At 67.3% G+C, this 14,781-nt stretch carries 10 protein-coding genes; 5 read left to right on the top strand and 5 right to left on the bottom strand.

The features are described 5' to 3' along the window. Window positions 1–81 precede the first annotated feature (81 nt). The 3 genes from AC1DRO_RS02360 to AC1DRO_RS02370 all read left to right on the top strand — a co-directional run bounded on the left by AC1DRO_RS02360 (window position 82) and on the right by AC1DRO_RS02370 (window position 4,676). Complete coding sequence (locus AC1DRO_RS02360; RefSeq protein WP_476949652.1) at window positions 82–2,628, top strand: DEAD/DEAH box helicase; 2,547 nt, start codon at window positions 82–84, stop codon at window positions 2,626–2,628. Window positions 2,629–2,749: 121 nt separating this feature from the next. Continuing rightward, a complete protein-coding gene (locus AC1DRO_RS02365; RefSeq protein ID WP_476949653.1) occupies window positions 2,750–3,298 on the top strand; it encodes an N-acetyltransferase family protein in 549 nt (182 codons plus the stop codon). A gap of 19 nt (window positions 3,299–3,317) precedes the next feature. Beyond that, the gene (locus AC1DRO_RS02370; protein WP_476949770.1) at window positions 3,318–4,676 is read left to right on the top strand and encodes an alpha/beta fold hydrolase; all 1,359 of its coding nucleotides are present in this window, start codon (window positions 3,318–3,320) and stop codon (window positions 4,674–4,676) included. Between the two features lie 145 nt (window positions 4,677–4,821). Here the strand turns inward: AC1DRO_RS02370 and AC1DRO_RS02375 are convergent, their stop codons facing one another. The 3 genes from AC1DRO_RS02375 to coaE all read right to left on the bottom strand — a co-directional run bounded on the left by AC1DRO_RS02375 (window position 4,822) and on the right by coaE (window position 9,437). Then, window positions 4,822–5,850 carry a TerC family protein gene (locus AC1DRO_RS02375; RefSeq protein WP_028276830.1) on the bottom strand — a complete coding sequence of 343 codons (1,029 nt, stop codon included), beginning with the start codon at window positions 5,848–5,850 and terminating at the stop codon, window positions 4,822–4,824. A gap of 163 nt (window positions 5,851–6,013) precedes the next feature. After that, entirely contained in the window at window positions 6,014–8,095 is a 2,082-nt protein-coding gene (gene uvrB / locus AC1DRO_RS02380; protein WP_476949654.1) for an excinuclease ABC subunit UvrB, read from the bottom strand. 40 nt (window positions 8,096–8,135) lie between these two features. Continuing rightward, a complete protein-coding gene (gene coaE, locus AC1DRO_RS02385) occupies window positions 8,136–9,437 on the bottom strand; it encodes a dephospho-CoA kinase (protein ID WP_476949655.1) in 1,302 nt (433 codons plus the stop codon). A 22-nt stretch (window positions 9,438–9,459) separates the two neighbouring features. Between coaE and AC1DRO_RS02390 the strand changes: the two genes are divergently transcribed. Continuing rightward, window positions 9,460–10,161: an IMPACT family protein gene (locus tag AC1DRO_RS02390; protein WP_476949656.1), complete on the top strand. Its 702-nt coding sequence runs from the start codon at window positions 9,460–9,462 to the stop codon at window positions 10,159–10,161. Continuing rightward, window positions 10,145–10,774 (top strand): GNAT family N-acetyltransferase, encoded by a 630-nt coding sequence (locus AC1DRO_RS02395; RefSeq protein ID WP_476949657.1) that lies wholly within the window; start codon window positions 10,145–10,147, stop codon window positions 10,772–10,774. Before AC1DRO_RS02390 ends, AC1DRO_RS02395 begins: the two co-directional genes overlap by 17 nt. A gap of 950 nt (window positions 10,775–11,724) precedes the next feature. On the opposite strand, the gene rpsA is transcribed toward AC1DRO_RS02395, so the two are convergent. Continuing rightward, complete coding sequence (rpsA, locus tag AC1DRO_RS02400) at window positions 11,725–13,200, bottom strand: 30S ribosomal protein S1 (RefSeq protein ID WP_026537355.1); 1,476 nt, start codon at window positions 13,198–13,200, stop codon at window positions 11,725–11,727. Between the two features lie 238 nt (window positions 13,201–13,438). After that, the gene (locus AC1DRO_RS02405) at window positions 13,439–14,725 is read right to left on the bottom strand and encodes a GNAT family N-acetyltransferase (protein ID WP_476949658.1); all 1,287 of its coding nucleotides are present in this window, start codon (window positions 14,723–14,725) and stop codon (window positions 13,439–13,441) included. Window positions 14,726–14,781: the final 56 nt, after the last annotated feature.

A 14,781-nucleotide genomic window follows, 5' to 3' on the forward strand; every position in this document is an offset into this window, starting at 1 on the left:
TGCGCTTGCGGGCGGCTCACGGCGCGCGCCTGCACTGCGTGCGGTGCCGCGGCTACCACACGGGCACTAAGCTGGACAGCAATGAAACTCGTTGATCAGCTCCCCGCCCCGGCCGCCCGTATCCCCGGCAGGACGGGCCTGGACCCGGACGAGCTCTACACCCGGTTTGTCGAGTGGACCGAGACCCGCGGCCTGGCCCTGTACACCGCCCAGGACGAGGCCATCATGGAGCTGGCCGCCGGCTCAAACGTCATCCTGGCCACCCCGACCGGGTCCGGGAAATCCCTCGTGGCCATTGCCGCGCACTTCCAGGCCATGGCCCGCGGGCAGCGGAGCTACTACACCGCCCCGATCAAGGCCCTCGTCTCGGAAAAGTTCTTCGCCCTCTGTGAGATCTTCGGCGCCGACAACGTCGGCATGATCACCGGCGACTCCGGCGTGAACCAGGACGCCCCAATCATCTGCTGCACGGCCGAGATCCTGGCCAACATCGCCCTGCGTGAAGGTTCTGCGGCGCAGCTCGGTGCCGTGATCATGGACGAGTTCCACTTCTACTCGGACCCGCAGCGCGGCTGGGCGTGGCAGGTGCCGCTGCTTGAACTGCCCCAGGCGCAGTTCCTGCTGATGTCGGCGACGCTCGGCGACGTCAGCCGGTTCGAGGACGGCCTCAGCGACCTGACCGGCCGCACGACGACGACCGTCAGTTCCGCGGAACGCCCCATCCCGCTGCACTACTACTACGAACAGACCCCGGTGCACGAGACCCTCGAGGAGCTGCTCGCCACCAAGCAGGTCCCGGTCTACGTGGTCCACTTCAGCCAGGTCGAGGCGATCGACCGGGCCCAGAACCTGATGAGCATCAACGTCTGCACCCGCGAGGAAAAAGACAAGATCGCCGAGCTCATTGCCGGGTTCCGCTTCGCCGCAGGCTTCGGCAAGACCCTCAACCGCCTGGTCCGGCACGGGATCGGCGTTCACCACGCCGGCATGCTGCCGAAGTACCGCCGGCTGGTCGAACAGCTTGCCCAGGCCGGCCTGCTGAAGGTCATCTGCGGCACGGATACGCTCGGGGTGGGCATCAACGTGCCCATCCGCACCGTGCTGCTCACGGCCCTGAGCAAATACGACGGCGTCCGCACCCGGCTGCTGAACTCCCGTGAGTTCCACCAGATCGCCGGCCGCGCCGGCCGCGCCGGCTATGACACCGCCGGAACCGTGGTGGTCCAGGCCCCGGAGCACGTGACGGAAAACGTGAAGGCGATGGCCAAAGCCACGGCCAAGTTCGGCGACGACCAGAAGAAGCTGCGCCAGGTGGTCAAGAAGAAGCCCCCGGAAGGCTTCGTGTCCTGGGGCGAACCGACGTACAAGCGGCTGGTCGAGTCCGTTCCCGATCCGCTGACGTCGAGTTTCACCGTGACGCATGCGATGCTGATGAACCTGATGGAACGCCCCGGCGACCCGTTCCAGGCCGCCCGCCGCCTGCTCACCGAAAACCACGAGACCCGTCCGGCCCAGCTGCGGCTCATGAAGAAGGCTCTGGGAATCTACCGCGAGCTGCTCGCGGCCGGCGTCGTGGAGCGGATCCCGGCCGCGGATCAGGGTGCCGACGGCCGCACGGTCCGGCTCACGGTCCATCTGCAGGCAAACTTTGCCCTCAACCAGCCGCTGTCCCCGTTCGCGCTGGCGGCGCTGGAGCTGCTGGACCCGGAGTCGCCGTCGTACGCCCTGGACGTGGTGTCGGTGATCGAGGCCACCCTGGAGAAGCCGCGGCAGATCCTCTCGGCACAGCAGAAGAAGGCGCGCGGCGAGGCGATCGCGGCGATGAAGGCCGACGGCATCGAGTACGACCAGCGGATGGCGATGCTCGAGGAGGTCACCTACCCGCAGCCGCTCGCCGAGATCCTCGGCGAGGCCTTCGACGTCTACCGCAAGGCCGCGCCGTGGGTCGGCGACTTCGAGCTCGCGCCCAAGTCCGTGGTCCGGGACATGTACGAGCGCGCCATGAACTTCGGCGAGTTCGTCCAGTTCTACGGCCTCGCCCGCTCGGAGGGGATCGTGCTGCGCTACCTCGCCGACGGTTTCAAGGCGCTCCGCCAGACGGTCCCGCAGGATGCCCTCCGCGAGGACCTAGAGGACCTCATCGCCTGGCTGGGCGAACTGGTCCGGCAGGTGGACTCCAGCCTGCTGGACGAATGGGAAGAGCTCACTTCCGGCGCGGCGCCGACACCGCATGACGCTCCCCCGCCCCCGCCGCCGTCGCTGACCTCCAACATCCGGGCCTTCCGGGTGATGGTGCGCAACGAGATGTTCCGCCGCGTGGAGCTGTTCGCCGATGAGGCCGCCACCGCCCTGGGCGAGCTCGACGCCGGCTCCGGCTGGGACGCCGAGCGCTGGGAAGATGCCCTCGATGACTACTTTGATGAGCACAACGACATCGGCACCGGACCGGATGCCCGCGGTCCCGGGCTGCTGATCATCACCGAGGAACCCGGGGTGTGGAAGGTGCGGCAGATCTTCGATGACCCCGCCCGCAACCACGACTGGGGCATCTCCGCCGACGTGGACCTGGCGGCCTCGGACGAGTCCGGGACCGCCGTCGTCCGCGTCACGGACGTCAACCGGCTCTAAGCGGGACGGCACGGGGGCGGGACGGCACGGGGGCGGGACGGCACGGGGGCGGCCGTCGCCGGCGCCGGCGCCGGCGCCGGTACCCAAGCCTGGGCCATCGCGCCGCGGGTAAACTCGGACAATGAGTGTAATCCGGCCTGCCACGGCGCATGACGTCCCTGCCATCCTGCAGATGATCCACGACCTCGCCCTCTACGAGAAGGAACCGGACGCCGTCCGGAACACCCCCGAGATGCTCATCGAGGTCCTCTTTGGTGAGCATCCCAAGGTCTTCGCCACCATGGCGGAGAACTCCGCGGGCGAGGTCCGCGGCTTCGCCCTCTGGTTCCTGAACTACTCCACGTGGGAGGGTGTCCACGGGATCTACCTCGAGGACCTCTACGTCCGGCCGGAGGCCCGCGGCGAGGGCCACGGGAAGGCACTGCTGCAGCACCTGGCGGCGACCGCCGTTGACCGGGGCTACGCGCGCGTCGAATGGAGTGTCCTGGACTGGAACGAGCCCTCCATCAACTTCTACAAGAAGCTCGGCGCCCTGCCGATGGAGGAATGGTCCACCTTCCGTCTCACCGGAGCGGCGCTGACGGCCTTCGGCAGCCGCCCGGCAGTTGCCGGCGCCGGCTCCCCTGCCGGCTCCAGCTCGCGTTCCCGCGAGGCGGCAACCCGTGGCTGATCTCCCAATGACGGGGCTCATGGGAGCCTCCCTGCTGGAGACTGCCTCCAACGACGGGCGCAAAGTTCCGCACAGCGTCCGGGCGCGTCACACCTATCGGGGAATGCGGACCGCGGAACACTACTTCCAGGTCCCCCTGGACCACTTCAGCGAGGCGGGGCGCCGCGGCGAAACCATCTCCGTGTTCGCCCGCGAATACGTGTCCACCGAACACAGCGAGGCTGAGGCCGCCGGGCTTCCTTGGCTGCTTTTCCTGCAGGGCGGTCCCGGCGGGCGTGGAAACCGGTTCCCGTCGCTGGGTGGGTGGAGCAAGGCCGCCGCGAAGGACTTCCGGATCCTCATGCTGGACCAGCGCGGCACCGGCCTGTCCTCGCCCGTCGACCGCAACACGCTGCCGCTGCGCGGCACCGACGCGGAGCAGGCTGACTACCTGACGCACTTCCGCGCCGACTCGATCGTCGCCGACGCCGAGGCGATCAGGGCAGCCCTGGACTCCGCCCCCTGGACCATCTACGGCCAGAGCTACGGCGGATTCTGCGCGCTCAGCTACCTTTCCTTCGCCCCCGAGGGGCTGCGCGAGGTCCTCGTGACGGGCGGGCTGGCCCCGCTGGGCGGCTCCGCCGACCGTGTGTACCGGGCCACGTTCCAGCGGGTCGCGGCCCGGAACGCTGAATACTTTGACTGGTATCCCGAGGACCGGGCCATCGTCACCCGGATCGCCAGGCACCTGCGGGAAACGGAGGAGGTCCTGCCCGACGGCGGCCGGCTCACGGTGGAGCGGTTCCAGATGGTGGGCTCGTTCCTGGGCGGCAACACCCGGGTGGACGCGCTGCACCACCTGCTCGAGGATGCCTTCGTGGCCACACCGGGCGGCGACCGTCTCTCGGACGCCTTCCTGGAGCAGGTCCGGGGCCTCGTGTCCCGGGCCGCGAACCCGTTGTACGCGTTGATGCACGAATCCATTTACGCCCAGGACGGTCCCACCAACTGGGCCGCCTGGCGCGTGCTGGACGATTTCCCCGCGTTCCGCCCCGACGCCGGCGAACCGCTTCTGACCGGGGAAATGGTGTACCCCTGGTATTTCGAGCAGGACCCGGCCCTGCACCCGCTGCGGGACGTGGCCCGGCTCCTGGCCGAAAAGGACGACTGGGCACCCCTCTACGATCCGGAGCGACTGGCGCTGAACACCGTGCCTGTCGCCGCGGCCGTCTACACCGACGACATCTACGTGGACCGGGAGCTGTCCTTGGAGACGGCGGCCGCGGTCCGGGGCCTGCAGGTGTGGGAAACCGGCGACTTCCACCACGACGGCATCGCGGACGACGGCGAGGCGATCTTCGGGCGCCTGCTGGGGATGGCCCGTTCCGCCAGACGGTGACCCGGCCGCGGCCAGGCAAAGGGCCCGGGCGCCCGGCTTGGCAGGTACGGCTTAAACAGGTACGGCGCCGGACCCATGAGGGTCCGGCGCCGTACTGCTATGCGCCGCGGGGTGTGTCCTGCACTCTCACCCCGGCGGTTTGATACTAATCGACGTCGCTCAGGCTCTTGCGGGAGTCCTCTTCCAGCCGGGCATCCAGCTTCGACTTGGACGCCTTGGAGCTCATCAGGCTGGCGACCACCGCGACAACGATGGTGCCGATGATCACACCGAGCGAGACGTAGGTGGGGATCTCGGGGGCCCATTCGATGTGCTGGCCGCCGTTGATAAACGGCAACTCGTTGACGTGCATGGCGTGCAGGACCAGCTTCACACCGATGAATGCCAGGATCACGGACAGGGCGTGCTTGAGGTAGATGAGCCGGTTCATGAGGCCGCCGAGCAGGAAGTACAGCTGGCGCAGCCCCATGAGGGCAAAGATGTTGGCGGTGAAGACGATGAAGGCGCTCTGGGTGAGGCCGAAGATGGCCGGAATGGAGTCGACCGCGAAGAGCAGGTCCGTCATGCCGATGGTCACGAAGACGATCAGCATCGGGGTGAACACCTTCTTGCCGTCGACGACGGTGCGGAGCTTGCCGCCGTCGAACTTCTCGGACATCGGCAGGACCCGGCGGATCCGGGCGATCAGCGGGTTTTCCTTGTCTTCCTCGTCCTCGCCCTCGTCCTGGGCCTGCTTCCAGGCGGTCCAGAGCAGGAAGGCGCCGAAGATGTAGAAGACCCAGCTGAACTGCTCGATCACGATCGCGCCGAGCATGATGAAGATGCCGCGGAGGATCAGGGCGATGATGATGCCCACCATCAGCACTTCCTGCTGATACTTTCTCGGTACCGAGAAGCGCGCCATGATGATGATGAAGACGAACAGGTTGTCGATGCTCAGGCTGTATTCGGTCACCCAGCCGGCGATGAACTGGCCGCCGAATTCCGGGCCGGTGAAGGCGAACATGGCGCCGGCGAAGACCAGGGCCAGGGCCACGTAGAACGCGACCCACAGTCCGGCTTCTTTCATGGAGGGCTCATGCGGGCGTTTGAGGACCATCAGCAGGTCGATGGCCAGAATGACGCCGAGGACGACAAACGAGCCGATCTCGAACCACAGGGGAAGCTCGGGCACGGGGGAAATACCTTTCGTAGGGTACAGCTCAGCGGTGTAAGTCTCTCCGACCGCCGGCGCATGACGCTGCCTGGCTGCCCGCTACGCCCGGCGCGGCATCGTAGCCGTGCGTGTTGACGATCGTAGCGTTTGGGATACTCCCCTACGTTTGACCGAGTTTACCCTAGGCGTGCCCCGCGGATTGCATTTGCCGCAATTCCTTCTTCAGCTCCCCCACCTCGTCGCGCAGCCGGGCGGCCAGTTCGAACTGCAGCTCCCCGGCTGCGGCGTGCATCTGTTCGGTCAGCTGTTCGATCAGCCCGACGAGGTCCTCGGCCGGCGCGGCGGCGAGCCCGTCCGCACGGATGAGCGAGGTGCCCTTGCCCTTGCCGCGGTTCTTCCCGGCCGAGGCCAGCAGCTCGCGGGTGTCCGCATCTTCCTTGGCCAGCTGGTCGGTGATGTCCGCGATCTTCTTCCGGAGCGGCTGGGGATCGATCCCGTTCTCCGTGTTGTACGCCACTTGGATGGCGCGGCGGCGGTTGGTCTCGTCGATGGCATGGGCCATCGAGTCGGTGATCCGGTCCGCGTACATGTGCACCTGGCCGGAGACGTTTCGGGCGGCACGCCCGATGGTCTGGATCAGGGACGTCGAGGAGCGCAGGAAGCCTTCCTTGTCCGCGTCCAGGATGCTGACCAGCGACACCTCCGGGAGGTCCAGGCCTTCACGGAGCAGGTTGATGCCGACGAGGACGTCGAAGACACCCATCCGCAGTTCGCGCAGGAGTTCCACGCGGCGGAGGGTGTCGACGTCGGAGTGCAGGTATTCCACCTTCACGCCGTGGCCCAGCAGGTAGTCCGTGAGGTCTTCGGCCATCCGCTTGGTCAGGGTGGTGACCAGGACCCGCTCGTTCTTCGCGGTGCGGGTCCGGATTTCGCCCAGCAGGTCATCGATCTGCCCCTTCGTGGGCTTGACGACGACCTCGGGGTCGATCAGGCCGGTGGGGCGGATGATCTGTTGGACGAAGCCGTCGGACTTGCCGAGCTCGTACTTGCCCGGCGTCGCGGAGAGGTAGACGGTCTGGCCCACGCGGTCCTGGAACTCGTCCCATTTGAGCGGGCGGTTGTCCATCGCCGAGGGCAGCCGGAAGCCGTGGTCCACGAGGTTCCGTTTGCGGGACATGTCGCCCTCGTACATGGCGCCGATCTGCGGCACTGTGACGTGGGACTCATCGATCACCAGGAGGAAGTCATCCGGGAAGTAGTCGATCAGGCAGTGCGGCGCGGTCCCGCGGGCCCGGCCGTCGATGTGCGAGGAATAGTTCTCGATGCCGTTGCAGAACCCCATCTGCTGCATCATTTCCAGGTCATAGGTGGTCCGCATCCGGAGCCGTTGGGCCTCGACCAGCTTGTTCTGGCTTTCCAGCACGGCGAGGCGCTCGGCCAGTTCGTCTTCGATCCGCTTGATCGCCCGGCCCATCCGTTCCGGACCGGCGACGTAGTGCGAGGCAGGGAAGACGTACATTTCGTTCTCGTCCCGGAGCACTTCGCCGGTCAGCGGGTGCAGGGTCTGGATATTTTCGATCTCGTCACCGAAAAACTCGATCCGGATCGCCAGTTCCTCGTACATCGGGATGATTTCCACAGTGTCCCCGCGGACCCGGAACGTGCCGCGGTGGAAGTCCATGTCGTTGCGGGTGTATTGCATGGAGACGAACTTCCGGAGCAGGTCGTCACGGTTCATCTCAGCCCCCTTGCGGAGGGTCACCATCCCGGCGATGTATTCTTCCGGGGTGCCCAGGCCATAGATGCAGGAGACGGTGGCAACCACGATCACGTCGCGGCGGGTCAGCAGCGCGTTGGTCGCGGAGTGGCGGAGCCGTTCGACTTCCTCGTTGACGGAGGAGTCCTTCTCGATGAAGGTGTCCGTCTGGGCGACGTAGGCCTCCGGCTGGTAATAGTCGTAGTAGGACACGAAGTATTCCACCGCATTGTTCGGCAGCAGTTCGCGGAATTCGTTGGCCAGCTGAGCGGCGAGGGTTTTGTTCTGCACCATCACCAGGGTGGGCCGCTGGACCTGCTCGATCAGCCAGGCCGTGGTCGCGCTCTTACCGGTACCGGTGGCTCCAAGCAGCACGACGTCTTTTTCGCCGTTCTTGATGCGCTCGGTCAGCTCTGCTATGGCGGCCGGCTGGTCACCCGCCGGCTGGAACTCACTGATGACCTCGAAGGGCGCCACGACGCGGTTGATTTCCTGGGCAAGACTCATGTACCTAATCTACCGCCGGGCTGTGACAGGATGCCCTGATTCAGCTTTGGGCAGTACCGGGGCCGGCGGCAGGTGCCGTTGCGGTGGCGCCGCCGGCGGTGCCGGCACCGGTGTCGTCTGCTCCGGCGTCGTCCGCGTACGACGGCGGTTGCCATCCCGTGCGCTGCACCCACGCTTCCATTCGGGGCCACGCATACTCGGTGAACCAGCCCTCCTTGTCGGCCGCGTAGCCGGCGGTGGACTTGTCGACGCCGTGCAGCCCGGCGACCCGCCGCTTTTCGGCGACATAGTCAGTCCGGGCTTTGGGATCGGCGCGCAGCCAGTCGCGGAAGCACAGCGCGTACCGCCAGCCCGGCGAGCCGGCCGCACGGAGGTGGAGATTCACCGGCCGGCCGGGGTCGGCGTTGCCGTGCAGCCGCTTGCCCCAGTCGGCAGGGTCCGGGTGCGAGGGCTTCGGGTTGTCGGCGATGATGCCGGGCCAGCGCGGGAATCCTGCATCGGCCAACAGCGGCGCCATCCGTTCCGCGGCGTCGAGATCCCGGACGCTGAGCTGGAGGTCGATCACATCTTTGGCGTCGAGGCCAGGGACGGCCGTGGACCCGAGGTGCTCGACGGCCAGGACATCCTGCGGGACCGCTGCCCGTAGCCGGGCGATCAGCCGGGCGGCCTGCGCGGCCCAAGCCGGATCGGCCGGGGCGAGGACCGGCCCCGCCGTCCGCGGGGCGATCCTTTGCTCCTTGAGGTTCAGTGCGAACGGCCTGACCCGCTCCTCCCACAACGCGTCGACCGCGTGCCGGAGGTCCTCCGGGGTGCCCGAGTTATCCAGCACGACGTCCGCGGCGGCCAGCCGGTCATCGCGGCCCGCCTGGGCTGCCATCCGGGCGCGCGCCTCGTCGGCGGTCATGTTGCGGTGTTCAGCCATGCGGCGGACCCGGACGTCGTCGGGGGCATCCACCACGACCACCAGATGGAAGTTCTTCCCCTGCCCGGTTTCGACCAGGAGCGGGATGTCCTGGACCACGACGGCGCCGGCCGGGGCGGCGGCGACCATCGCCGCGGCGCGCTCCCGCACCAAGGGGTGGACGATGCCGTTCAGCGCGGCCAGGCGCTCCGGATCGCCGAAGACAAGGGCACCGAGCCGGGCCCGGTCCAGCCGTCCTTCCGGGGTCAGGACGGCAGCACCGAACGTCTCCACCACACTGGCCAGCCCGGGCGCACCCGGTTCCACGACCTCCCTGGCCAGCGCGTCGGCGTCGACAAGCACTGCTCCGAGGTCGCGCAGGCGCGCGGCAACCATGGACTTCCCTGAGGCGATTCCGCCGGTCAACCCGATCTTCAACACCTCACCAGACTAAACTGAACCGGTGGCAGATGCGGCGGAAACCCCCGAGAGCAGGACGGCCGTCTACACCACCCTCGCCGCGGGGCCCGGGTTTCGGCACGAAATCGAGGTCAAGCGGTCCCGTTTCATCACTGTGCTGGCCCGCACGGCGGACGAGGACGCCGCCCGGGCGGTCCTGGGCAGGTTGCGCCGGGAATTCCATGACGCCCGGCATCACTGCTTCGCCTTTGTGCTCGGCCCCGACCGGGACATCCAGCGGTCCAACGACGACGGCGAGCCGTCCGGCACCGCGGGCATCCCCATGCTCGAGGCGCTGCTGAAGCGGGAGACCGCACCCGGCGTCGCCGATCTCAGCGACGTCGCCGCCGTCGTCGTGCGCTATTTCGGCGGCATTCTCCTGGGTGCCGGCGGCCTGGTGCGGGCCTATTCCGAATCGGTGTCCGGAGCGCTGGAGCTCGCTCCCCTCGTGCGGCGCCGCCGGCTGCGCATTTGCTCGGTGCCCGTCCAGCACGCCGTCGCCGGGCGGCTCGAGAACGATCTGCGCGCCGCGGGGTATGTCATGGCCGAAACCCGTTACGAGGCGCAGACTACTGTCCTGAGGCTGGCGCTGCCGGATGATCCGGACGAACTGGCCCGGGCCGCGGACCGCGTGGCCGCCATGTCGGCCGGCAGCGTGTCGCTGCTGCCCGGAGAAACGGAGTGGATCGATGTGCCCATCAGCTGAGCCCGTGCCGGCGGTCGCGCTGCTTGACGTCAGCGAGGACGTGCTGGAACAGCTCCTGGAACTTGCGCTCCGGGACGCCGACGCCGACGAGGTCACCCCGCCGCTGGGCACGACCGCCGGCTGGAACACCGACCGGATCAGCTGGTTCCGCGAATTCCACCGCGCCGCCGCAGCCGGCCTGGACGGTCCCGCGGGGCAGAAGACGTGGGCCATCAGCTGCGACGGGCAGATGGCAGGGTCCGTGCGGCTCAGGCGGATGGACACGGAGCCGGCAGCAGCGCGTGAGGGCTGGGCCGGTGGTGGCGCCGGGGCTGTTGGTGCTGCCGGGGCCGGGCCGGGGGGTGGCGGCGGGGCTGGGCCAGGTGGCGGCCGGGCGCTGGAAACCGGCATCTGGCTCGCCCGGAGCTTCCGCGGCCGGGGTGTGGGCCGCGAGGCGCTGCGCCTCGTAAAGGCTCGCGCCGCGTCAACCGGGGCAGCCGTCCTGGTGGCCGAGACGACGGCCGGCAACGTGGGAGCCCTCGCGTTGCTGAAGTACGCGGGCGCCGAACTGGTGACCGGTGCCGCCTCGCAGACGCAGACAGTGCCGGTCATCGCGAAGATCCCGCTGCGCTGACGGCATGGCATCCGGGGCCGGTTCCGGGCTCCCTCCCACCATTGGACATGCCCTCCGTTGTCAGGGCCTGGCTGCCGTCATGGAGCCTACATTCCATGGCGCGACCCAGTGCCTGTCCTGACAAGCAGGAAGCGCGTGCAACGGCAGCCCGGTGCCCAGGGCCAGGAATGGGCATGTCCGGCGGCCAAGGCACGATGCTGGCAGCCGGCGCTGGACATGTCCCGCGCCCAGGGCCAGGACTGGGCACAATCCATAAATGTCCACGGCCCGGCTCGAAAAATGGGCATGTCCCTGGAGGGAGGGCTTCAAAAGTGGGCATGTCCAGAGGACCGGGCAACCGCAGCTCATGTCCGGTGGACCGGGCAACCGCAGCTCATGTCCGGTGGACCGGGCAACCGCAGCTCATGTCCGGTGGACCGGGCAACCGCAGCTCATGTCCGGTGGACCGGGCAACCGCAGCTCATGTCCGGTGGACCGGGCAACCGCAGCTCATGTCCGGTGGACCGGGCATGGCGCCGGCCTCCCCCGCACCGGACATGTCCCGCGCCCAGGGCCAGGACTGGGCACAATCCATAAATGTCCACGGCCCGGCTCGAAAAATGGGCATGTCCCTGGAGGGAGGGTTTCAAAAGGGACATGTCCCCGGAGGGAGGGCTTCAAAAATGGGCATGTCCGGTGGACCGGGCAACCGCGGCTCATGTCCGGCGACCAGCGCACGATGCGGGCGCCCGGCGCTGGACATGTCCCGCGTCCACGGCCAGGACTGGGCACAATCCACACATGTCCACGGCCCGGCTCGAAAAATGGGCATGTCCCCGGAGGGGAAGGCTTCAAAAATGGGCATGTCCCCCCGGGGCACAAAGAAAGGTGGCCGCCCCCGAGGGGACGGCCACCTTCAAGCTACAAACTGCCTGGCCTCAGGGAGCGGACTCCTTGAGGAACACGGGCAATTAGTTGCCGGTCAGCTTCTCGCGCAGAGCGGCAAGAGCCTCGTCCGAAGCAAGCGTGCCTGCACCGGTCTCGGTTGCGGCCGGCTCGGAGGAGTAGCTGGTGGTGCCGGAATCGCTCTCGCCGGACGTCGCAGCTGCAGCGTCGTCGGCAGCGTGCTGGGCAACCTGCTTCTTGTGTGCTTCCCAGCGGGTCTGGGCGTCAGCGTACTGCTGCTCCCAGGCTGCGCGCTGGTTCTCGTAGCCTTCAAGCCACTCGTTGGACTCCGGGTCGAAGCCCTCCGGGTACTTGTAGTTGCCCTCTTCGTCGTACTCTGCGGCCATGCCGTAGAGAGCCGGATCGAATTCGGTGCTGTCGGCGTCGACGCCCTCGTTGGCCTGCTTGAGGGAGAGCGAGATGCGGCGGCGCTCGAGGTCGATGTCGATGACCTTGACGAACAGCTCGTCACCAACGGAGACAACCTGCTCGGCCAGCTCAACGTGGCGTACGGCGAGCTCGGAGATGTGGACCAGGCCTTCGATGCCGTCTTCAACGCGAACGAACGCGCCGAACGGAACGAGCTTGGTGACCTTACCCGGAACGACCTGGCCGAGGGCGTGGGTGCGGGCGAAGGTCTGCCACGGATCTTCCTGCGTAGCCTTGAGCGACAGGGAGACGCGCTCGCGGTCCAGGTCGACCTCGAGAACCTCGACGGTGACTTCCTGGCCAACTTCGACAACTTCGGACGGGTGGTCGATGTGCTTCCAGGACAGCTCGGAAACGTGAACCAGGCCGTCTACGCCGCCCAGGTCCACGAAGGCACCGAAGTTGACGATGGAGGAAACGACGCCGGGACGGACCTGGCCCTTTTCCAGCTTGTTGAGGAACGTGGAGCGGACCTCGGACTGGGTCTGCTCGAGCCATGCACGGCGGGACAGCACAACGTTGTTGCGGTTCTTGTCCAGCTCGATGATCTTGGCTTCGATCTGCTGACCGATGTACGGAGCGAGGTCGCGCACACGGCGCATCTCGACGAGGGATGCGGGCAGGAAGCCGCGCAGACCGATGTCGAGGATAAGACCACCCTTGACAACCTCGATGACGGTACCGGTGACAACACCGTCTTCTTCCTTGACCTTCTCGATGTCGCCCCAGGCACGCTCGTACTGAGCACGCTTCTTGGAGAGGATCAGGCGGCCTTCTTTGTCTTCCTTGGTGAGCACCAGGGCTTCGACCTGATCGCCAACGGAGACGACGTCTCCGGGGTCAACGTCGTGCTTGATGGAAAGCTCGCGGGAGGGAATGACACCTTCGGTCTTGTAACCGATGTCGAGCAGGACTTCGTCGCGGTCGACCTTGACGACGGTACCTTCGACGAGGTCTCCGTCGTTGAAGTACTTGATGGTGGCGTCGACAGCTGCGAGGAAGTCCTCAGCGGTACCGATGTCGTTAATGGCGACTACGGGGGTACCGGGCTTCTCGGTGGAGGTGATGGTCATGTAGTAGGGGCTCCGTTGTGGATAGTGAGTCGGTCAGGCAAACCGCTTCGCCGGCATTATGGAATGCAGGCCAAGAGCACGGCGTCACAGCAAGCGTTCCGCCGGGTCATCCTGATTTTGTGGATTGTAGATGCGCGCACGTAGTACGCGCCTGTTTAGTCTAGTCGTTTACGCGAACGCCGGTCAAAGCGCACGGGGCCGTCCGTGTCGCCTTCGGCGCCGGAATCAGACCGGAGGCCTAGAAGTGCGTGAGGCAGTGCGGTGAACGTTCGACGGCGAACATGAGCCGCGCTGTCAGCGCCGCCCCGGCCGTGTGCTCGGTGATCCGGCCGGCAGCTTTCAGCGTCACCGGACAAACGGCGCCCAGATAGATGGAGCCGAGGTCCGCGACATCAAGGGACAGGTCCGGCTCAGCCTCCGGAGCCGGCCTCACCGTGGCCTCTCCCCCGCAGACCGTGAGCGCGAAGGTGCCGGCCGCGAAGCCGAGACTGTCCCTGACCGCGAGAACGACCGTCCCGTCGGCCGAATAGCGCCGGGCCCCCAGCACCCGGGCTGGGTCCAGGACCCGCAGCCACAGCATGTCGCGGTGGTCCGATGCCTCGACGCATCGCGGGTCCTCAAGCGCCCAGGTCAGGGGGTCGTCCACCGGTGCATCCTGGCAGCTGATCCGGTCCACGAGGTCGATGCTGCCCAGGAACTGCCAGAGTCCCAGGTACGCGGCGTCATTCGCGGCCACGAGGTCCACGACCTCCATGGTGTACGGCTTGGCGTCCCACCCGGCGAACTTGTAGGACACGTAGCCGTCCACGGTTCCGGCGGCGTCGTAGTGCAGGGCGCAGCGGATTGCCTCGTCCTCGCCGCCGTCCCGGCCGAGCATGCCCGAGGACCGCAGCCGGTACGCTTCCTGCCGCGAGATGGATCCGGGCATGGAAGCGTGGACCTGGCCAAAAACCTTGGGTGCCAGTTCCAGCAGGACCTTGCGGTCCGCAATCTCCACGGTGCCGGCGGGCGCATGGCGCAGCCGGAAGCGCGGCCCGGTGTCGACCTTGATGCTGCGCTCGAAGGTGGCCACGCCGTAACCGAACCGCCCGTAGATCGAGGCTTCCGAGGCGGTCAGTGCCGCCAGCGCGACGCCGTCCGCCTTCGCCGCGGCGAGGTCCTCGGTCATCATCCGCCGCAGCAGTCCCTGCCGGCGGTGGGTCCCGCGCACGGTGACGGCTGTGACCAGCTGGGCTTCGAGCTGACGGCCGTAGCCGATGTTCAGGTCCTTGCGCAGGGTGGCGAAGGTCGCCACCGGGACGTCGGCCGCCAGCGAGTGGGCCGCGACGCCGTCGGCCTGGTAAACGCCGGTCATTTCACGGTTGTCCACGAGATACATGGCCATGATCTTGTCCACGAAGTCGTCTTTGCGCGGCTCCTCGTAGAAGCCGATCCCGACCCCGCGCAGCCACGCCGTGCCTTGCGCGTAGTCCCCCTCGTCGTTCGCGACCGCCCGGAACCGCCTGAGCTCGTACTTATCTGCCACGTACTTCTCCCCCTGAGAATTTCGGGTCCCGGCATAGCCGGAACGAAAACTGCCGG

The sequence above is a fragment of the Arthrobacter sp. P4_F11 genome, assembly GCF_056401395.1.

What these genes read in the sequence shown, in the direction of transcription:
- AC1DRO_RS02360 (WP_476949652.1), top strand. Translation starts at nt 82, where the DNA reads ATGAAACTCGTTGATCAGCTCCCCGCCCCGGCCGCCCGTATCCCCGGC.
- uvrB (WP_476949654.1), bottom strand. Translation starts at nt 8,095, where the DNA reads ATGAGTCTTGCCCAGGAAATCAACCGCGTCGTGGCGCCCTTCGAGGTC.
- rpsA (WP_026537355.1), bottom strand. Translation starts at nt 13,200, where the DNA reads ATGACCATCACCTCCACCGAGAAGCCCGGTACCCCCGTAGTCGCCATT.
- AC1DRO_RS02370 (WP_476949770.1), top strand. Translation starts at nt 3,318, where the DNA reads ATGGGAGCCTCCCTGCTGGAGACTGCCTCCAACGACGGGCGCAAAGTT.
- AC1DRO_RS02365 (WP_476949653.1), top strand. Translation starts at nt 2,750, where the DNA reads ATGAGTGTAATCCGGCCTGCCACGGCGCATGACGTCCCTGCCATCCTG.
- AC1DRO_RS02395 (WP_476949657.1), top strand. Translation starts at nt 10,145, where the DNA reads ATGTGCCCATCAGCTGAGCCCGTGCCGGCGGTCGCGCTGCTTGACGTC.